The following is a 19,032-nucleotide window of genomic DNA, read 5'->3' on the forward strand; positions in this document are numbered from 1 at the left end:
ACGAACTTCGAGAACTTAATGAATTCGAGCATAATTACATGGGGTGATGTCATAGAATGAGAGTGTCCAAGCTTGTAATTTTGTGAAATTTATCTGGGAGGGGATCTTTTGGAAAAGGTTGATATTTTCAGTGATATCTCCAAGCGTACTAATGGAGATATTTATCTGGGAGTTGTAGGTGCGGTTCGGACAGGAAAATCAACATTTATAAAAAAGTTCATGGAGTTGGTTGTCATTCCTCATATGGAGGATGATTCCGAAAGAGAAAGAGCCATGGATGAACTGCCTCAAAGTGCCGCAGGGAAAACCATAATGACCACTGAACCTAAATTCGTTCCTAATCAGGCTGCTACTATTCAGTTTGATGAGCACTTAGACGTCCGTGTCCGCATGGTAGACTGTGTTGGCTATGCTGTAAATGGTGCTGTCGGATATGAAGATGAAAGCGGTCCTAGAATGATTCACACACCATGGTATGAGGAAGCGATTCCCTTTCATGAAGCTGCGGAGATCGGTACACAAAAAGTGATTCAGGAACACTCAACCATTGGTATTGTCGTCACAACTGATGGAACAATCGGCGAGATTGCTCGTGCTGACTACGTCGAAGCGGAAGAGAAGGTAGTGGAAGAGCTCAGGGAAGTTGGTAAGCCATTTATCATGGTTGTTAATTCCGCACAGCCTCACAGTGATCGTACCGAACATTTAAGAAAACAGCTGCAGGAGAAATATGATATTCCTGTCCTTGCATTATCTGTAGAAAGCATGCGTGATCAGGACGTTCATAACGTTCTAAGGGAAGCGTTATTTGAATTTCCAGTCCTTGAAGTAAACGTGAATCTTCCAAGCTGGGTTATGGTGCTTGACTCCCGCCACTGGCTGCGCAGACACCTGCAGACAGCTATAGAAGAAACAGTTCAAGATATTAAAAGACTTCGGGATGTAGATCAAGTAATTGGTAATTTTGATCAATATGAACATATAACGGGTGCTCACATTTCCGGTATGGACCTGGGAGAAGGAATTGCAGAAATCGATCTCCAGGCACCGGATTACTTGTATGACCAAGTGCTCAAAGAAATTGTAGGGGAAGAAATTAGAGGTAAAGATCACCTTCTTGAGATTATGCAGGACTTTTCACACGCAAAGAGAGAGTATGATCAAGTTGCTGATGCCTTACAGATGGTGAAGCAGACCGGCTATGGAATTGCTGCCCCTTCATTAGAAGATATGGAGTTAGACGAACCAGAAATTATTCGCCAGGGATCCAGGTTTGGAGTAAGGTTAAAGGCAGTGGCGCCTTCAATTCATATGGTTAAGGTTGATGTTCAGTCGGAATTTTCTCCGATTATTGGTACGGAGAAACAAAGTGAAGAGCTTGTCCGATATTTAATGCAGGATTTTGAAGAAGATCCGCTCTCTATTTGGAATTCTGATATTTTTGGCCGTTCATTAAGTTCTATCGTAAGAGAAGGGATCCAGGCAAAGCTTTCACTTATGCCGGAAAATGCCAGATATAAATTAAAAGAAACTTTAGAAAGAATTATTAATGAAGGCTCAGGCGGAATGATAGCGATCATCTTATAACGGCTCCTTAAAGAGCCGTTTTAATTTTTTTTAGAAAATAAAACAAAAGTTTTTAATCATATTTTTATGTAAACCAGATTAATATTATTACACAGACTTCATTCACGCTGAAACCTTGATATATCAAGGTTTTAGCGTATTTTAATGTTTATGTAAAATATTCCGTGGAGAAGGTATATAACTTCCGAAAAAAGTGAAGAATGGCTAGAAATAGGCATTCTTATAAGTTTTCTCTATTGAATTTCCTATCAAAGTCGTTTAATATAAGGCTTGTCATCATATATTGATGATTTTAGAGGCACTTTAAGTGAATTAATAGTCGCTTAAAAGACCAACCTTCTTGGAAGGAGGTGAATGTCATGAACAAGACAGACCTGATCAATGCAGTTTCTGAGAAAGCTGAGCTTTCCAAAAAAGACGCAACACAAGCGGTTGATTCTGTATTCGAATCTATCATGGATTCACTAAAAGATGGTGAGAAAGTTCAATTGATTGGATTCGGTAACTTTGAAGTACGTGAGCGTGCGGCACGTAAAGGCCGTAACCCACAAACAGGTGAAGAGATTGAAATCTCTGCAAGCAAAGTTCCTGCTTTCAAACCTGGTAAAGCCCTTAAAGATGCTGTTAAATAATAGCTACATAGGGCTTAAGGGGTGCTTTTAAAAGCACCCCTTTTTCAATGGTAAATAATTAGAATTTTTGACATAATAAAAGGTATAAGAGATAGTTAAAGTTAACGAAAGGAGTTCTGTAAATGGCTGCTTCAGATAATGATTTTTTTGTAATTAAAGCATTAGAAGACGGAGTAAATGTAATCGGATTAACCCGTGGTACAGATACTCGTTTTCATCATTCAGAAAAGTTAGACCGTAATGAAGTAATGATCGCCCAGTTTACCGAGCATACCTCAGCTGTGAAAATAAGAGGAAAAGCTATCATTCAAACAAGTCATGGCGAAATGAAGAATGAAGCAGAGTAAGCATCTCTGCCGTTTACATAGTAAGCATAATGTGATGCTTTATGCTATAATAATTATATTTTAGATGTGCGGTAGAAAGGGATTAGGTGATAAAAGGTGAATCCATCAGATATGCATATTGACCAATTAAAGACAACAATTGCCGCTAAGGTCCGCCATCCTTTTTTAGCTAAGTTTATTGCGGATCCCGTTATCGATGAGGACAAGCTCGCTATTCTGATATCTATCATGGATCACACAACTCTTCCTGCATACAAAAAAGAAAAATATATAGTTACTACAATGCTTGTGCAAATTGCACTGGATACTCATGATCTTGTTACTCTTTCTGATAATGATGATGAACATGAGACGGTAAGAACCAGACAATTAACCGTGCTGGCAGGGGATTATTACAGTGGGTTGTATTACTACATGCTTGCGCAGTTAAATGATATTCCGATGGTCCGCACTTTAGCGGGTGCAATTAAAGAAATAAATGAGCTGAAGATGGATTTGTATTATAAAGATGTAGAGTCCTTTCAAGAATTTTTCACTTCATTAAAGAAGATTGAATCATTGCTTATTCAGCGGGTTGCTGACTGTGTCCAAAAGACAGCGATCAGCGAAATGGCAGGGGACTGGTTATTTACTAAAAGGCTGATGGAAGAAAAGAACAGCTATCAGGAAGGCCGGTTCTCCCCCGTGATTGAGCTGTTAATAAACAGACCGGAAGAAACGAGCACTCAACTCCTGACTAATATTGAACAGTTGATTCATAAACAAATTACTAAAATTGAAGTGACGGTTTCACAACTGCCTATTCATTTTAATTGGCTGAAGGCTTATATAGATTCATCGATCTATCACCGCTTTTATAAAACACATATGGCAGAGGAAGGGTAAGAGATGCAGCAACAGTCTAAAGAAGAACGGGTGCATCACGTATTCGAAAAAATTTATAATCGATATGATGCAATGAATTCAATAATTTCATTTCAGCAGCACAGACTCTGGAGAAAAGATGTTATGAAACGTATGAAGGTGAAAAGGGGCGGTTCGACCCTGGATGTTTGCTGTGGAACCGGGGACTGGACGATGTCTTTAGCAGGTGAAACGGGTCCATCCGGAAAGGTAATCGGCCTGGATTTCAGCGAGAATATGCTGTCCGTAGCTATAAGAAAGAAGCTTGAGTCCCGTATGAAGCATGTGGAATTCCAACATGGTAATGCGATGGCTCTTCCTTTTGAAGATAATCAATTTGATTACGTTACGATAGGATTCGGTTTAAGAAACGTACCTGATTATCTGCAAGTATTAAAAGAAATGCACCGAGTTGTAAAACCCGGTGGAAAAGTGGTCTGTTTAGAAACATCACAGCCGACAAACCCAGTTTTTAAAAGGCTTTACTATTTTTATTTTGGTTATATAATGCCTGTCTTTGGAAAGCTGTTTGCCCGCAGTTATAATGAATACAGCTGGTTGCACGAGTCCGCAAAAGATTTTCCTGGTAAAGTTGAATTGGCTGATCTTTTTTACGAATCAGGGTTGGTTGATGTACAAGTGAAGTCTTATACAGGCGGGGCGGCAGCGATGCACATGGGTGAAAAACCATCGTAATTGAGGATGAAGACAATGAAACTGGCTATGATTTATTCCTTTCTTAAACAGGATTTAGCAACAATTGAAGAAGCAGTAAATGAAACCATCCAATCTGAAAATCCTGTATTGCGTGAGGCGTCAAGTCAACTTTTAAGAGCGGGGGGGAAAAGAATCCGTCCTGTTTTTGTGTTACTTGCCGGCAAATTTGGAGATTATCAGATTGATCAAATGAAAGCCGTCGCAGTATCTCTTGAACTCATACATACAGCTTCACTGGTCCATGACGATGTAATCGATGAAGCAGAAGTGAGGAGAGGAGAGCCGACAATTAAGTCAAAATGGGACAATCGGATAGCCATGTATACAGGGGACTACATATTTGCCCGCTCTTTAGAAAATCTAACCTCCTTAAACAACCCTTTAGCACATCAGGTGTTAGCAGAAACAATGGTAGAACTTTGTTTAGGTGAAATTGAGCAAATTAAAGATAAGTATAATCTTGAGCAAAACATCAGGCAGTATTTAAGGCGAATAAAAAGAAAAACGGCCATCCTTATTGCGGCAAGCTGTAGAATGGGTGCTATTGCTGCTAATGTTACAAAGGAAGAAGAAAAGGCTTTGCACCTTTATGGTTATTATGTGGGGATGTCCTACCAGATTATCGACGATGTACTGGATTTCACAGCTTCAGAAAAGGAGTTGGGTAAACCGGCGGGCAGTGATTTAATTCAAGGAAACATTACTCTTCCTGTTTTATACTCACTTCAGGATAATGAACTCAAGTCAGACCTGATGAGCCTGTTTCTAAAAGAAAACAGAGTCCCAGGAGATTTCTCTGCAGTAATTGATAAAATTAAAAGCAATGGATCAATTGAAAGGTCATTAGAGTTAAGTGACCGTTATTTAAAGAAAGCTTATGAGGCGTTGGAGTGTTTACCTCAGAATAGAGCTAAGCAGACACTCAAAGGTATTGCGAAATATATTGGAAAAAGAAGGACATAAAAGGTTTGCCACCCTGATGAAAGTTTGGTAAAATCTTTTATGGTGCTTTATAAAAGCGCTTCCAAATACATAAACTGAGGTGTTTATCCATGGAAAAAACGTTTTTAATGATTAAACCAGATGGAGTTCAGCGTAACCTGACAGGACAAATTATTTCCAAATTTGAAAACAAAGGGTTTAAATTAGCAGGAGCCAAACTGATGCTGATTGACCGCTCCCTTGCTGAAGAGCATTACGGCGAACACAAGGGCAAGCCTTTCTTTAAAGAGTTGGTTGATTTTATCACTTCAGGACCAGTATTTGCGATGGTGTGGGAAGGTGAAAACGTAATCTTAACCGCACGTCAAATGATGGGGGCAACAAATCCCCAAGAAGCCTCACCAGGCACTGTACGGGGCGACTATGGTTTAACGGTAGGAAAGAATGTAATTCATGGATCAGACTCACAGCAGAGTGCTGAACGCGAAATCGGTCTGTTCTTTAATGAAAAAGAACTGATCGACTACAACAAGGATAATTTATCCTGGATCTATTAAGTCAAAGCTATCTTAAGTGAGTAACAGTAAAGGGTTCTCACTTGAGGTAGCTTTTTAATTTTGTCAAAATGAACTTTACAGCATTAATTTAATGCTTTACTCTGTAAAAGAGGAAGTTGGACGAGGGGTAGTTGAATCATGAGTGATTATGATGTATTTGTTCAGAATTTAAAAAGAAAATCTGGAATAGATCTGCTTTTTTATAAAGAAGCCCAAATGAAAAGAAGATTAACTTCTTTACGCGATAAACGAGGTTATCAGGATTTTTTTAGTTATTTTGAAGCCTGTCAGCACAACAGGGAGTTATTCCATGAACTGCTCGATCGTTTAACGATAAATGTTTCCGAGTTTTACCGGAATCAAAAACGCTGGGTTGTACTGGAGGAAAAGGTTCTTCCCCATTTATTGGAGAAACGGGGAAAGTTAAAAATTTGGAGTGCCGCTTGTTCTACAGGAGAAGAACCTTATACACTGGCTATGCTCCTTAACAAATATTTGTCACCACAAGAATTTGAAATCATAGCTACAGACATTGACGAAAATGCATTAAAGAGTGCTGAAACTGGAATTTATCCGGATCGAGCTTTAAAAGAGGCTCCCAAAGAAGTAGTGTCCAAATATTTTAATAAAAAAGAATATGGATATCAGATAAATCCTCAATTAAAGAAAAACATTACATTTAAGAAACATAACCTGCTATCGGACAGTTACGGAGAAAATTATGACTTAATTGTTTGCCGTAACGTTTTAATTTACTTTACAGAAGATGCTAAGCGGTTAATTTATGAAAAGTTCAGCCGATCTCTTAAAGATCAAGGTTTTTTCTTCGTTGGGAGTACGGAGCAGATCTTTACACCCACAGATTATAACTTTAATGTATTCGATACATTCTTTTACCAAAAAATATAGTAATCCAGTTTTTACATATCGTTTTTTTAATAGATTGACTATATAAAGGACACAAAGCTTTATGCTTATGATATAGTAGTACATAAATTTTAAAACTAGGGGGCCGTTACTCATGCGTTATTTAACAGCAGGTGAGTCTCATGGGAAACAATTAACAACAATTATAGAAGGTGTACCATCACACTTACCTTTATTACCAGAACAGATAAATGAATCATTAATAAGAAGGCAGGGCGGTTATGGACGCGGTCGACGTATGCAGATCGAAAAAGACCTGGTGGATATCACCAGCGGAGTGCGACACGGGTATACGCTCGGGTCGCCTATCTCATTAGTCGTAAGTAATGATGATTTTAAACATTGGATAAATATAATGGGTGAAAACCCTCTGCCGGAAGGAACAGAAGTCAAACGTACGATTTCCCGTCCCCGTCCAGGGCATGCTGATTTAAATGGCGGCATGAAGTATGGCCATAGGGACATGAGAAACGTGTTAGAGCGTTCTTCTGCCAGAGAGACAGCAGCACGTGTAGGTGCAGGAGCTGTTGCGAAAGTGCTTTTAAAAGAGCTTGGAATAGAAGTTGCAGGTTATGTGAGAGAAATAGCGGGGATTGTCAGTAAAGTTGACGAGACGTTAGACGTTCATGAAAGAGCGCGCATTTCGGAAGAATCTCCAGTCCGTACATTTGATGAAGATGCCGCATCGAAAATGATGGAAGCGATCGACTTTGCTAAAAAAGAGGGAGATTCTATTGGGGGTGTCTGTGAAGTTTATGTAGAAGGGATGCCTGCAGGAATAGGTTCTTACGTTCAATATGACCGTAAACTGGATGCTAAATTAGCTGGTGCTGTTATGAGTATCAACGCTTTTAAAGGAGTAGAGTTCGGGATTGGCTTTGAAGCAGCCCGCCGGAACGGCAGCCAGGTACATGATGAAATATTATGGGATAAAGAAAAGGGATATTACAGACGTACTAATAATCTTGGAGGCTTTGAAGGCGGCATGACATCAGGTATGCCAATTGTAGTAAAAGGTGTGATGAAACCGATCCCTACTCTCTACAAGCCTCTGCAGAGTGTCGATATTGAGTCCAAGGAATCGTTCCAGGCTAGTATCGAACGTTCGGATTCATGTGCCGTCCCTGCCGCTTCCGTAGTCATGGAGCATATTGTAGCATTTGAACTGGCAAAAGCTATTACAGAAGAATTTCCTTCTGACTATTTCCCTCGATTGAAGAAAGCGGTAGACGATTATCGTGAAGAAGTGCGTGAATATTAATGGAAAAAATAACAATTAATGCCTCTACTCATTCTTATAATGTTGAAATCGGAGCTTCTATTCGATTTCAACTGGAGGGGCTTATGAATAAAACGTACAAAAAAGTACTGATTATAACTGATCATCAAGTGGCGCCACTTTACCTGGAAGATGTGAAACAAGCTTTTTCAAGTCAGACTGAAGTTTTTGAGCATATTGTTCCAGCTGGAGAAGCTTCTAAGAGTATGGAGCAGTATAGCAGTCTGCTCGACACTTGTATCACAAATAAACTCGATAGAAAATCTTTAATTGTAGGATTAGGCGGAGGAATGGTTGGAGATCTAGCAGGGTTTGCAGCTTCTACTTATTTAAGAGGGGTCGATTTTCTGCAAATGCCGACCACTATTCTAGCCCATGACAGCAGTGTTGGCGGTAAAGTAGCTATTAATCATTCACAGGGGAAGAACTTAATCGGCTGTTTTTACAATCCTGTACAGGTGATTTATGATACAGAAACTCTATTAAGTCTGCCACCTTCTGAAATACGATCCGGTTTTGGGGAAGTGGTCAAGCATGCTTTATTAAGTGATCCTGCCTGGTGCACTGAATTATTAGAATCCGAAATATCTGCAATGAATAACGAAAAGTTAAATCTTTACTTATCAAAAGGCATCCAGGTAAAAGCGGATATCGTAGAGAAGGATGAGAAAGAACAGGGGATTAGACAACACCTTAATTTAGGTCATACACTGGCTCATGCTTTAGAAGCGGAGTTAGGATATGGACAAATTACTCATGGGGAGGCCGTAGCGATCGGGATATGGTTTGCTCTCCGTGTGAGTGAAAAACAGGTCGATGCTGCTCTGCCGACGCGGAAATACCGTGATTGGCTGATAAATAATGATTACCCCGTAAAGCTTGCAGCAGAAATAGATAGTGATAAAATAATTTCCCGCATGAAGTGGGATAAAAAGACAGTTGAAAGTCAGCTTCATTATGTCCTTCTAAAATCTGTAGGGCAACCTTTAGTTAAATCCGTCGAGGAGGATGAGCTGAAAGGGTATTTAACTGACTTTATAAAAGAGGTGAGTCAACATTGATGAGAGGAATTAGAGGAGCTACTACGGTTAATAGTAACGATGCTCAAGAGATCGTAGACCGTTCCTTTGAGCTTGTAAAAGAGATGATTAATAATAATAATGTTTCGGCAGATGATGTGGCTACTGTACTGTTCAGTGTTACGGAGGATCTAAATGCCACATTCCCGGCTAAATCCCTCCGGAAAATAAAGGGCTGGACCTATGTTCCCGTTATGTGCATGCAGGAAATTCCTGTACCTGAGAGCCTTCACAAATGTATTCGTGTGATGATGACGGTTAATTCAACAACAGCCCAACAGGATGTCAAGCATGTATATCATTACGGGGCTAAAGCATTACGACCTGATTTAGAGCAAGTGAGGAGTGATCGTCTTGAAAGCTAAAGAAATACTAAAAGGTATGAGCCCTTACAAGCCGGGGAAGCAAATTGAAGAAGTGAAAAAAGAGTATGGGTTAGACAAAATTGTTAAACTTGCTTCCAATGAAAATCCATTTGGGTTTTCTCCGCAGGTAAATAAACAGCTTCCTAAGCTCATTAAGCAGCTGGAAAAGTATCCTGACGGTTATGCGGCCGCTTTACGGAAAAAAACAGCTGACTTTCTAAATGTGAAAGAAGATCAGCTGATTTTTGGGAATGGATCCGACGAAATTGTCCAGATTATTTGCCGCACGTTTTTAGAAGCAGGTGCTAATACGGTTATGGCAGCACCAACTTTTCCTCAGTATAAGCACAATGCGTTAATAGAGGGAGCTGAAGTAAGAGAGGTTCCTTTGCTAAATGGGCGGCATGATCTTTCAACGATGCTCGAGCAGGTAGATGAGAATACAAGGGTATTATGGTTGTGTACGCCTAACAACCCTACAGGCGTTCATTTATCAGCCAAGGAAATTGAACATGTTTTAAACAATTGTCCTTCTCACGTGTTGATTGTAATGGATGAAGCCTATTATGAATATATGGAAGCAGAGGATGCCTTTGATTCCTTATCTGCTTTAAATCAGTACGAAAACCTATTGGTATTGCGCACATTTTCTAAAGCCTATGGGTTGGCCGGCCTGCGTATTGGATACGGTGTCGGGAGTCCTGAAATTGTGTCAACTCTGGAACCGGCGAGGGAACCTTTTAATACGTCAACTATTGCACAGGCTGCAGCTATATTAGCCCTTGATGACCAGGAATTTATTATAGAAACTACTAAAGAGAACGCTGTTAACAAAAGAAAACTAATGGAGTTCCTTGATGAGAACAGCCTTGATTATTATCCTTCAGAAGCGAATTTCGTATTGGTACACCTTCCTCTGAGCGGTGATGTCATGTTTGAACACCTGCTCAGCAAAGGGTTTATAGTGCGTTCAGGTGAAGCGCTGGGTCTGCCAAATTCTATCCGCTTAACCATTGGAAAAAAAGAAGACATGGAAATTATACAATCAGAAATTAAAGAAAGAATTATAGGTATCACTAAATGAATCAAACTGTTTTTATTGTAGGTCTTGGTCTAATAGGTGGCTCACTGGCCATGAACGTTGCAAAGAAGAAGAATAGCAGAGTGATTGCTCTCGACCCTGACCAAAAAACTATGGACATGGCTAAAATTCAAGGGGTGATCAGCGAAGAAGCGGAGGATTTTTATTCCGGGTGCCGGGAAGCGGATATTTTAATCCTGGCTACGCCTATTTCTGTAACCATCAATTACTTGAATCAATTAAACGAAATTCAACTTGATAAGCCTTTGCTCGTAACTGACGTCTCATCCGTGAAGAATAACGTATTAGAAGCAGCCAATCAACTGACTAATGATAAAGTTACTTTTGTCGGCGGCCATCCTATGGCCGGTTCTCATAAGCAAGGTTATTCAGCAGCAAAGCCTCATTTATTTGAAAATGCTATATATGTACTGACACCGAGCAGAACTTCAAATGGAGTACAGGCTTCCCGGCTTCAGGAATTGTTTGAAGAAACTAAAGCCAGGTTTATGACTCTCTCAACTCAGGAGCATGACGAAATGACTGCAGTAATCTCTCATTTTCCCCATTTAATTGCATCATCACTTGTGCACCAGGCCAAAGAGTGGCAGAAAACGCATCCTTACCTGGAACATTTAGCTGCAGGCGGATTCAGGGACATCACTAGAATTGCCTCAAGCAATCCTAAATTATGGCAGGACATCTTTTTTCAAAACCGTAAGCTTCTCATACAGATGCTTGGTGACTGGATAGATGAAATGCAGGAGCTTCAGGGTCTTTTACAGGAACAGGAAGCTCAGCTTACTTATAACTATCTGCTTCAGGCGAAGAAGTATCGTGACGGTCTCCCTGTAAAAGAAAAAGGAGCTATTCCTGCCTTTTATGACTTATATGTGGATATTCATGACCAGCCAGGAGCGATTTACAAAGTTATTCAACAATTAGCGGAAGCGGATATCAGTATTAAAAATATTGAGATCCTTGAGATAAGAGAAGGAATAACCGGGGTTTTGCGCATAAGCTTTTCTACCAGCAAAGAACAAAAATCGAGTTATGACGTCTTATCCACTAGAGGGTATGAAGTCATGATAGAAGAATAGGGGGGACATTGATGACGCAAGTAAAATTACTGCCTGCTTCAAAAGGTTTAAGTGGAACGTTATCCGTTCCTGGCGATAAATCGATATCTCATCGATCTATCATTTTTTCTGGATTAGCCGAAGGAACTTCACATATTAAAAATTTTTTGGATGGTGAAGATTGCCTTCGTACAATTCAGGCTTTTAGAGAGCTTGGGGTAGATATTGAACGCAATGGGACAAATGTGATCGTACACGGGAAGGGAATAAAAGCCCTTCAGTCACCTGTAAATCCGATTAACTTCGGGAATTCCGGGACAACCGCCCGTTTACTGAGCGGAGTGTTATCCGCGCTTCCTTTCTTTAGTACGGCTTTTGGCGATCCTTCCCTTTCGAAGCGCCCAATGGACAGAGTAGTCGGCCCTTTATCAGAAATGGGTGCTGAGATCATAGGCCGCGACAATGCTAAATACTTGCCTTTAGCTTTTAATGGTAAAAAATTAAAGGGCACGACAATTGAGATGAATGTAAAAAGTGCCCAGGTAAAATCAGCACTGCTGCTGGCTGGTATGCTGTCGGAAGGTGACACGGTCGTTTACGAAAAAGGAATTACAAGAAATCATACCGAAATGCTGATGTCCCAGTATGGCATTACTTTAGAAAAACAAGGTAGTAAATTAACTATACCAGGTAATCAGCAACCTCAAGCATCGGATTTAAAGGTGCCGGGAGACATTTCTTCCGCTGCATTTTTCCTAGTTGCTGCAGCGGTAGCACCTAACAGTTCTATTACTATTGAAAATGTAGGTTTAAATCCAACAAGGGACGGGATAATAACTGCTCTTGATAGGATGGGAGCTGACATTGACGTAGAGCAGGGAGAAAAAATTGGCCACGAACCAGTTGGACGGGTACATGTCAAGTCAAGTGAGCTTAAAGGCTGCACATTTGAAGGGGAGTTGATCCCTAACTTGATTGATGAAATTCCTATCCTGGCTCTTGCTGCAACTCAGGCCGAGGGTACAACCCACATTAAAGATGCTAAAGAATTAAAGGTGAAGGAAACGGACAGAATTGAAGCGGTTGTGACTAATTTACGTAGTTTAGGAGCCGACATTGAAGCTACAGAGGACGGAATGATTATTAATGGAAAGACAGAGCTTACATCTGGTATAGTGCACTCCTATGGTGATCACCGTATTGGTATGATGGGTGCTGTTGCATCTATTATTGCTGAAGGACCGGTTACAATTGAAGATAAGGACTGCATAAACATTTCATATCCTGGTTTCTTTGAACATTTGGACAAGGTTTGTAAATAAGGATTCATAGATTAATTAAAGCTCTCATACGATATAAAAAGCCTGATGGAGGGTTATCGTATGAGAGCTCACTGGTTTCATGGCATCATGTATGAAAATAATCAAAGCTTTTATGGAGAACTATTCGTAAATAAAGACAAATTTCTCGAACCGACAGAAGCCTATAGTCACCTGTTAAATATGAATGTAAACAAATATGTTATCGCTCCCGGCCACGTGATGCTCGATATTTCCTTCCCCTTAAGCCGCTCTCCTTCACCTGAGGATCTTAGTTACTCCTACATGAAAAAAGGATGCACCTTACTTCTGGTTCAGTTTTTTATTAATTCAAGATACCAATTTAAACTGGAGTACAAACAGCTGATTGAAAAGCTGAAGAACCTGCATGTTGATTTCATGATTGTACCTCGAGTTTCTTCTCAAGTTCTTCATCCAGACATAATTCGTTATTTTGCAAAAGAGAAAGCACCTTTCATTATTGTAGATGCAGAGAGTTTAGAGCAGTTTGATGAAGTGCCGTGGGGATGGATCGCTCAAGCTCAAAGCTACCGTCGTATTCCAATAACTTATAGTGTCAGAAATAGTAGAAATAGTGAGATGAATAACGAAAGGTTTTGGACAAACCTTATTAGTAATTATGGTATTATAGGGTTATCTCAACCAATATGTGAGGAAAGACTATCCTTTCAAGCTTTAAAAGACAGTGGCATTTATCCATACAAAGGAACTCTAAGACCTAAGGCTTACGCTGATTATAATTTATACGAACAATCATCAAACGGTTTAATTGATGAAGATATGAATTTCTTATATCATGAAACTGTTCCTGCTGTTACTGTAATGAGAGGGAAGGTAACCCAGGTGAGACAAGTAACAGCACATAACCTAAAAGGGTTATTTTTTAAAAGTTCAATTTACAAACATTTTGTTTAAATGCTGAAAGGAAGTCAATATGGAGGAAATTCATAAAGCGATCCAGGCAATGGAAGCAGATAAATCTGAAGAAGCCATTTCAATACTACAGCAATATTTGCCGGAAGCGGATGAAGAGGAACGCTTTACGATTACAGAACTATATATTCAGTGGGGAATGCTGGAGGAAGCAAAGATGATCCTTCAGGAATTAATTCAGCGTTATCCTAAAGAAGCTGAACTGAAAGTGATGATGGCTGAAATACACATCGATTTGAATGAAGATGAAGATGCAATCAGTCTTCTTAATGAATTCACCCCTGAAGACGAAGGATATTTAGAATCCCTTCTTCAATTAGCTGATCTCTATCAATCTCAGGGACTTTTTGAAGTTGCTGAACAAAAACTATTAACCGCTAAGCAGCTTGAGCCGAATGAAGCTGTAATCGACTTTGCTCTTGGCGAACTGGCTTTTTCAAATGGCGAATACAACAAATCGCTCCCATTCTACGAGAATGCGATGCATCATCAGCCTGTTATTGCGGATATAGAAGTAGCTACACGACTTGCTGAATCTTATGCTGCTACAGGAGAGTTTGAGAAGTCTTTAGAATACTACGAAAAAGTAGAAGAGGATCATGCTGATGTACTTTTCCGCTACGGTTTCGTAGCTTATCAGGCACTGCGTAACGATATTGCCATTCATGTGTGGGAGCGTCTCATTGATAACGATCCTTATTATCAGTCGGTATACCCGCTGCTTGCGCAGGCATATGAAACAGAAGGTATGCCTAAAGAGGCCTTGAATATGGCTGAGAAAGGTCTGGCTAAGGATGAATATAACAAAGAACTTTATCATTTAGTAGGAACTTTGGCACACAAGCTTGGTGATAAAGAAGCGGGTTATCGTTACATGAGAGAAGCCGTTGCTCTTGATCCAGGATATAAAGAAGCAGTTCTATTCTTAATTGAAAATTTTAAAAGTGATGCTGACCAAGAATCCATCATAGAATTAATTACCGAGCTTCTTACGTTGGGCGAAGAAGATCCGTATTATTTGTTTGAACTGGCTAAAGCTTATGAGGAAGAGGAAGAATATAAACAAGCTTTAGAGCATTACCAGAATGCTTACCCTTCACTTAAAGAGGATGACGTATTCCTTAAGTCATATGGATATTTCTTAGTTGAGGAAGGAAGAATGAAAGAAGGTCAGCAGGTGCTGGAGGAATATTTAGCAATTGAACCGTCCAACACTGAAGTGGAAGAATTTCTTCATCGATTAAAAGACATGTAATTAAAAAGCGCAGGAGGGGCGCCTATGGAAACACCGATCTCTGTTAATGAAAAAAAAGAATTTGTCCGTTGGTTCTTAAATCATTATCAACTAAAGAAGCGAGAAAGTGTATGGATTCTTAACTATTTAATGAATCATGAATCATTGCTCTCATCAGTGTGTTTCGTTGAAGATGTAAAGTTATGTCCACGCGGTATGGAAATTACAGCTCAGGGTGTCAAAGATCCGCCATTCCGTTTTTATAAAGGTCAAGTGATGACAAACGACGCAGAGAAATCGTTTCATGACTTAAGGATGAATCAGGAGGAACCAATCTACATTCAAATGAATTTTGAAAACGCCCATCAATGTTCTATGTATGCACTCGTACTTGAAGAAAACCCTTATTTACCTAAAGATCATTACGTAAATGAGAATGATCGGGAAGAAGTCGAACAATTACTTTCGATTAGCCTGCTTGTATTTAAGAAAACCCAGCTCGAAAGCCAAATTGATCAGTCGCTTCAAAGTGGAGATCAGACCCTGTTCAAAGAGCTTGCCGGTGAATTAATGAAAGTAAAAGAAGCTTTACGATATACTAAGGTCGAATAGCTAAGAGGAATATCTCCTCTTAGCTTTTCTTTTTGTTTATTTTTAGTAAAATAGACTAAAGTAAGTAAGGGAGGGAATAATTTTTTATGCAGTGGACTAAATCAGATATGGAACTTTATGTTTTAGAGAAGGAATATGTGGATACTCTGGTTATTCCTCTTATTCCCCTGTACACTGAGGTTGATAGTACTATAGTGAATGGGGCGTTTCAAAGAGAATTAAATCACTTGACTACGCATTTATTAGAGAAAGATTACAGGGGGCGTATATTACTTGCACCTGACTACAATTACATAGCAGAAAACTATGAGGAAGAAATACGGAGAATCAACCAATGGATAGAAAAATTTAATAATCAGCCGGCTGCTCATGTATTTTTATTTACTTTTGATACAAAATGGAAGAGATGGGAAAAAGAATTGAAAGGGCATCTGCTATGGATACCGAGCATGAGTGATAGAAACCTGCATTCTTCAGAAACAAGATCTTATGTTAAGGAGCAGGTCCTTCAAATGAGTGAGCTTATTAAAGCTTATTGGGAATAGCTAAAACTTTCCTATAACTCCGATATTTTATTGACCAGGCTATAAGATTGCGCTATCATAGTAATGTCCTAGTAAACTGTATGTAACCGATCCATGTCGCATGGATTACAGCATAGAGGGGGGAAAAGAATGAGCGATAAACAAAGAGTATCCCGTCGTCAATTTTTAAACTACACATTGACAGGTGTGGGTGGTTTTATGGCAGCAGGTATGCTGGCGCCGATGGTAAGATTTGCCATCGATCCTGTGCTGAAACCATCTGCTGCTGGTGATTTTCAATCTGTTGCATCAGTTGATGAGATTACAAACGAACCGCAAAGATTTGAGTGGATTGTTGATCAAGTTGATGGTTGGTATGAATCAGAGGTACAAAAAACGGCATGGGTGTACCGCACAGAGGATGACGAAATTGTTGCTTTATCACCAATTTGTACTCATTTAGGCTGTACAGTCGATTGGGGATCCAACGAAGAGTATCCTGACCAGTTTTACTGTCCTTGCCACGCTGGCCGTTACACAAAGGATGGAGTCAATGTGCCTGGCACTCCGCCTACTGCACCGCTGCCTTTATTCGACCATAAAGTAGAAGAAGGTATGTTGTACCTTGGACAAGAACAAGATAGATAGGGGGCGTAAATCATGCTACAGAGAATTTATGATTGGGTCGATGAGCGCGTAGACATCACACCATTATGGCGTGATATCGCCGACCACGAAGTGCCCGAGCATGTCAACCCTGCCCACCACTTTTCAGCATTTGTTTATTGTTTTGGTGGCTTGACATTCTTTGTTACAGTAATTCAAATTTTATCAGGCATGTTTTTAACAATGTATTACGTACCTGATATTGAGAATGCTTGGGAATCTGTTTACTACTTACAGAGAGAAGTAGCCTATGGACAGATCGTTCGTGGGATGCATCACTGGGGAGCAAGTCTTGTTATCGTCATGTTATTTCTACATACTTTACGTGTGTTTTTCCAGGGAGCTTATAAAAAACCTCGTGAATTGAATTGGATCGTAGGTGTACTTTTATTCTTCGTCATGCTTGGCCTAGGATTTACAGGTTACTTACTTCCGTGGGATAATAAAGCTTATTTCGCAACTCAGGTAGGGCTTGAAATCGCGGCTGCGACCCCGCTTATAGGCGATATGATACGATCACTTTTAGCAGGAGATCCGACAATTGTAGGAGCTCAGACGCTGACACGTTTCTTTGCTATTCACGTGTTTTTCCTGCCTGCAGCACTCTTTGGGTTAATGGGTGCTCACTTTATATTAATTCGAAAGCAAGGAATTTCCGGTCCACTATAAAATGGAAATGATGTAAAGGAGGGAAAGCTGTGCATAGGGGAAAAGGTATGAAGTTTGTCGGTGATTCTCGGATTACCGCTGAACAAAAAGCCAATTTACCAAAAGATTATTCAGAATACCCTGGGCGTACGGAAGCATTCTGGCCTAACTTCCTTCTTAAAGAATGGTTGGTAGGTTCGGTTTTCCTTATTGGTTTCTTAATTTTGACTGCCGCTCACCCATCACCGCTGGAGCAGCAGGCTGATCCAACCAATGCTGGTTACATTCCGCTGCCTGACTGGTATTTCTTATTTTTATACCAATTTTTAAAGTATCAATATGCTGGTGGAGACTTTATCGTCTTTGGGGCAATTATTGCACCAAGTATAGCATTTGGAGCTTTACTGCTTGCACCGTTTCTTGATAGAGGACCTGAGCGTCGTCCGCACAAACGTCCAATTGCAGTTGGACTTATGATGCTAGGTTTTATCGCTACGTTCTGGCTTACTTATGAATCTGTATCAGAAGTAGACTACGCTGAGCGTGATGAGGAGTACGGCGTCAGCATGGAAGCTGAAGAAATTGAAATTGACACAGAATCCGCCGGCTACGAAATTTATGAAAATAACTGTGCCAGCTGTCATGGCGGAAACCTTGAAGGTACGGGAAGCTACCCGGCACTGCTTGATACACAACTGCCAGAAGATCAGATTAAAGAGATTGCTCAAAATGGTATTGGAGAAATGCCGGAGGGAATCTTTGAAGGTTCTGAAGAGGAACTTGAGGATCTTGCTGCATTCGTAACGAACCCTACTGGTGAAGAAGAAGAGGACTCTGAAGGTGAAGAAGGAGACTCTGAAGAGGAAGGTTCAGGCGAAGAAGAGGAATCTGAAGAAGAATAACATAATTGCTTATAAATAAGCCGTGCCCTTCCTTCGGAGCACGGCTTATTTTATCATTGGAGGATTATTATGAAGGCGCTGGCAGGATACATTTTAAATCAACGAAGCTTTCTCATAGCTCTGTTCCTCATTAATCTAGCAGGCACAATATATGGGTACATCTGGTACGAATCCCAACTTAAAATAACGGATCCTATTTTTTTAATATTTGTACCAGATAGTCCAACAGCCAGTTTATTCTTTACAATATTTTTGTTTTTTTACATATTTAACAAAAATATTCCTTACATCGAAGCGCTCGCTTTGGTCACACTATTTAAATATGGCATATGGGCCGTTGTAATGAATGGATTGACTTTCATGGAATATGGAGCGCTTCCATGGACAGGCTATATGCTGGTAGTTTCCCATGGTGCTATGGCCGTACAAGGCTTGTTGTATGCGCCTTATTACAAATTAAAATTCCGTCATGTGGCTGTTGCAGGAGTATGGACCCTTCATAATGATGTAATTGACTATGTATATGAACAGATGCCTGTATATCCTGCTATTATGGAGCACATAAATGCAATTGGGTACTTTACATTCTGGCTTAGTGTAGTCTCTATCGCGATTGCTTTTTTGTTTGCAGGAAAGAGAAGTACGGTCTAATTCAGCATTCCCCCTCATACAATATCA

Annotated in this window: 22 protein-coding genes; all 22 read left to right on the forward strand. The window is 40.0% G+C overall.

The genetic code is table 11. The features are described 5' to 3' along the window. Positions 1–108: 108 nt before the first annotated feature. Positions 109–1,587, forward strand: a complete 1,479-nt coding sequence (gene spoIVA, locus LF822_RS02700; protein ID WP_253922416.1) for a stage IV sporulation protein A — start codon at positions 109–111, stop codon at positions 1,585–1,587. Between the two features lie 359 nt (positions 1,588–1,946). Next, complete coding sequence (locus LF822_RS02705) at positions 1,947–2,219, forward strand: HU family DNA-binding protein (RefSeq protein WP_082233987.1); 273 nt, start codon at positions 1,947–1,949, stop codon at positions 2,217–2,219. Positions 2,220–2,341: 122 nt separating this feature from the next. Next, positions 2,342–2,566 carry a trp RNA-binding attenuation protein MtrB gene (mtrB, locus tag LF822_RS02710; protein WP_253922417.1) on the forward strand — a complete coding sequence of 75 codons (225 nt, stop codon included), beginning with the start codon at positions 2,342–2,344 and terminating at the stop codon, positions 2,564–2,566. Positions 2,567–2,662: 96 nt separating this feature from the next. After that, positions 2,663–3,451 (forward strand): heptaprenyl diphosphate synthase component 1, encoded by a 789-nt coding sequence (locus LF822_RS02715; RefSeq protein WP_253922418.1) that lies wholly within the window; start codon positions 2,663–2,665, stop codon positions 3,449–3,451. 3 nt (positions 3,452–3,454) lie between these two features. Beyond that, positions 3,455–4,165 carry a demethylmenaquinone methyltransferase gene (locus LF822_RS02720; RefSeq protein WP_253922419.1) on the forward strand — a complete coding sequence of 237 codons (711 nt, stop codon included), beginning with the start codon at positions 3,455–3,457 and terminating at the stop codon, positions 4,163–4,165. A gap of 15 nt (positions 4,166–4,180) precedes the next feature. Further along, positions 4,181–5,149 carry a heptaprenyl diphosphate synthase component II gene (gene hepT, locus LF822_RS02725; RefSeq protein WP_253922420.1) on the forward strand — a complete coding sequence of 323 codons (969 nt, stop codon included), beginning with the start codon at positions 4,181–4,183 and terminating at the stop codon, positions 5,147–5,149. Positions 5,150–5,238: 89 nt separating this feature from the next. Further along, positions 5,239–5,685, forward strand: a complete 447-nt coding sequence (ndk, locus tag LF822_RS02730; RefSeq protein ID WP_253922421.1) for a nucleoside-diphosphate kinase — start codon at positions 5,239–5,241, stop codon at positions 5,683–5,685. 138 nt (positions 5,686–5,823) lie between these two features. Continuing rightward, complete coding sequence (locus tag LF822_RS02735) at positions 5,824–6,594, forward strand: CheR family methyltransferase (RefSeq protein WP_253922422.1); 771 nt, start codon at positions 5,824–5,826, stop codon at positions 6,592–6,594. Between the two features lie 112 nt (positions 6,595–6,706). Further along, positions 6,707–7,873 (forward strand): chorismate synthase, encoded by a 1,167-nt coding sequence (gene aroC / locus LF822_RS02740; RefSeq protein ID WP_253922423.1) that lies wholly within the window; start codon positions 6,707–6,709, stop codon positions 7,871–7,873. Beyond that, positions 7,873–8,952 (forward strand): 3-dehydroquinate synthase, encoded by a 1,080-nt coding sequence (gene aroB, locus LF822_RS02745; protein WP_253922424.1) that lies wholly within the window; start codon positions 7,873–7,875, stop codon positions 8,950–8,952. The genes aroC and aroB overlap by 1 nt, the downstream gene beginning before the upstream one ends. Further along, complete coding sequence (gene aroH / locus LF822_RS02750) at positions 8,949–9,335, forward strand: chorismate mutase (RefSeq protein WP_253922425.1); 387 nt, start codon at positions 8,949–8,951, stop codon at positions 9,333–9,335. The genes aroB and aroH overlap by 4 nt, the downstream gene beginning before the upstream one ends. Beyond that, positions 9,325–10,419, forward strand: coding sequence for a histidinol-phosphate transaminase (hisC, locus tag LF822_RS02755; RefSeq protein ID WP_253922426.1), 1,095 nt, complete (start codon positions 9,325–9,327; stop codon positions 10,417–10,419). Before aroH ends, hisC begins: the two co-directional genes overlap by 11 nt. Then, positions 10,416–11,516, forward strand: coding sequence for a prephenate dehydrogenase (locus LF822_RS02760; protein ID WP_253922427.1), 1,101 nt, complete (start codon positions 10,416–10,418; stop codon positions 11,514–11,516). Before hisC ends, LF822_RS02760 begins: the two co-directional genes overlap by 4 nt. Before the next feature lie 11 nt (positions 11,517–11,527). Further along, positions 11,528–12,817 (forward strand): 3-phosphoshikimate 1-carboxyvinyltransferase, encoded by a 1,290-nt coding sequence (aroA, locus tag LF822_RS02765; RefSeq protein ID WP_253922428.1) that lies wholly within the window; start codon positions 11,528–11,530, stop codon positions 12,815–12,817. A 60-nt stretch (positions 12,818–12,877) separates the two neighbouring features. Further along, the gene (locus LF822_RS02770) at positions 12,878–13,750 is read left to right on the forward strand and encodes a hypothetical protein (protein ID WP_253922429.1); all 873 of its coding nucleotides are present in this window, start codon (positions 12,878–12,880) and stop codon (positions 13,748–13,750) included. A 19-nt stretch (positions 13,751–13,769) separates the two neighbouring features. Next, positions 13,770–15,023 (forward strand): tetratricopeptide repeat protein, encoded by a 1,254-nt coding sequence (locus LF822_RS02775; protein WP_253922430.1) that lies wholly within the window; start codon positions 13,770–13,772, stop codon positions 15,021–15,023. 24 nt (positions 15,024–15,047) lie between these two features. Further along, a complete protein-coding gene (locus tag LF822_RS02780; RefSeq protein ID WP_253922431.1) occupies positions 15,048–15,614 on the forward strand; it encodes a ReoY family proteolytic degradation factor in 567 nt (188 codons plus the stop codon). Between the two features lie 86 nt (positions 15,615–15,700). Continuing rightward, entirely contained in the window at positions 15,701–16,159 is a 459-nt protein-coding gene (locus tag LF822_RS02785; protein WP_253922432.1) for a DUF2487 family protein, read from the forward strand. Between the two features lie 129 nt (positions 16,160–16,288). Then, positions 16,289–16,786, forward strand: a complete 498-nt coding sequence (locus LF822_RS02790) for a QcrA and Rieske domain-containing protein (RefSeq protein WP_253922433.1) — start codon at positions 16,289–16,291, stop codon at positions 16,784–16,786. Positions 16,787–16,798: 12 nt separating this feature from the next. Next, the gene (gene qcrB / locus LF822_RS02795; protein ID WP_253922434.1) at positions 16,799–17,473 is read left to right on the forward strand and encodes a menaquinol-cytochrome c reductase cytochrome b subunit; all 675 of its coding nucleotides are present in this window, start codon (positions 16,799–16,801) and stop codon (positions 17,471–17,473) included. A gap of 29 nt (positions 17,474–17,502) precedes the next feature. Next, positions 17,503–18,354: a menaquinol-cytochrome c reductase cytochrome b/c subunit gene (locus tag LF822_RS02800; protein WP_253922435.1), complete on the forward strand. Its 852-nt coding sequence runs from the start codon at positions 17,503–17,505 to the stop codon at positions 18,352–18,354. Positions 18,355–18,423: 69 nt separating this feature from the next. Further along, positions 18,424–19,005 carry a lipoprotein heptaprenylglyceryl N-acetyltransferase LhaT gene (gene lhaT, locus LF822_RS02805; protein ID WP_253922436.1) on the forward strand — a complete coding sequence of 194 codons (582 nt, stop codon included), beginning with the start codon at positions 18,424–18,426 and terminating at the stop codon, positions 19,003–19,005. The last annotated feature ends 27 nt before the right edge of the window (positions 19,006–19,032 follow it).

Origin of the sequence: Halobacillus sp. A5, from assembly GCF_024189315.1 — a bacterium.
Classification (GTDB): domain Bacteria; phylum Bacillota; class Bacilli; order Bacillales; family Halobacillaceae; genus Halobacillus_A.

What these genes read in the sequence shown, in the direction of transcription:
- hepT (WP_253922420.1), top strand. Translation starts at nt 4,181, where the DNA reads ATGAAACTGGCTATGATTTATTCCTTTCTTAAACAGGATTTAGCAACA.
- ndk (WP_253922421.1), top strand. Translation starts at nt 5,239, where the DNA reads ATGGAAAAAACGTTTTTAATGATTAAACCAGATGGAGTTCAGCGTAAC.
- LF822_RS02720 (WP_253922419.1), top strand. Translation starts at nt 3,455, where the DNA reads ATGCAGCAACAGTCTAAAGAAGAACGGGTGCATCACGTATTCGAAAAA.
- LF822_RS02735 (WP_253922422.1), top strand. Translation starts at nt 5,824, where the DNA reads ATGAGTGATTATGATGTATTTGTTCAGAATTTAAAAAGAAAATCTGGA.
- lhaT (WP_253922436.1), top strand. Translation starts at nt 18,424, where the DNA reads ATGAAGGCGCTGGCAGGATACATTTTAAATCAACGAAGCTTTCTCATA.
- LF822_RS02780 (WP_253922431.1), top strand. Translation starts at nt 15,048, where the DNA reads ATGGAAACACCGATCTCTGTTAATGAAAAAAAAGAATTTGTCCGTTGG.
- aroA (WP_253922428.1), top strand. Translation starts at nt 11,528, where the DNA reads ATGACGCAAGTAAAATTACTGCCTGCTTCAAAAGGTTTAAGTGGAACG.
- aroC (WP_253922423.1), top strand. Translation starts at nt 6,707, where the DNA reads ATGCGTTATTTAACAGCAGGTGAGTCTCATGGGAAACAATTAACAACA.
- LF822_RS02785 (WP_253922432.1), top strand. Translation starts at nt 15,701, where the DNA reads ATGCAGTGGACTAAATCAGATATGGAACTTTATGTTTTAGAGAAGGAA.
- LF822_RS02760 (WP_253922427.1), top strand. Translation starts at nt 10,416, where the DNA reads ATGAATCAAACTGTTTTTATTGTAGGTCTTGGTCTAATAGGTGGCTCA.
- qcrB (WP_253922434.1), top strand. Translation starts at nt 16,799, where the DNA reads ATGCTACAGAGAATTTATGATTGGGTCGATGAGCGCGTAGACATCACA.
- LF822_RS02705 (WP_082233987.1), top strand. Translation starts at nt 1,947, where the DNA reads ATGAACAAGACAGACCTGATCAATGCAGTTTCTGAGAAAGCTGAGCTT.
- LF822_RS02770 (WP_253922429.1), top strand. Translation starts at nt 12,878, where the DNA reads ATGAGAGCTCACTGGTTTCATGGCATCATGTATGAAAATAATCAAAGC.
- mtrB (WP_253922417.1), top strand. Translation starts at nt 2,342, where the DNA reads ATGGCTGCTTCAGATAATGATTTTTTTGTAATTAAAGCATTAGAAGAC.
- LF822_RS02790 (WP_253922433.1), top strand. Translation starts at nt 16,289, where the DNA reads ATGAGCGATAAACAAAGAGTATCCCGTCGTCAATTTTTAAACTACACA.
- LF822_RS02775 (WP_253922430.1), top strand. Translation starts at nt 13,770, where the DNA reads ATGGAGGAAATTCATAAAGCGATCCAGGCAATGGAAGCAGATAAATCT.
- aroB (WP_253922424.1), top strand. Translation starts at nt 7,873, where the DNA reads ATGGAAAAAATAACAATTAATGCCTCTACTCATTCTTATAATGTTGAA.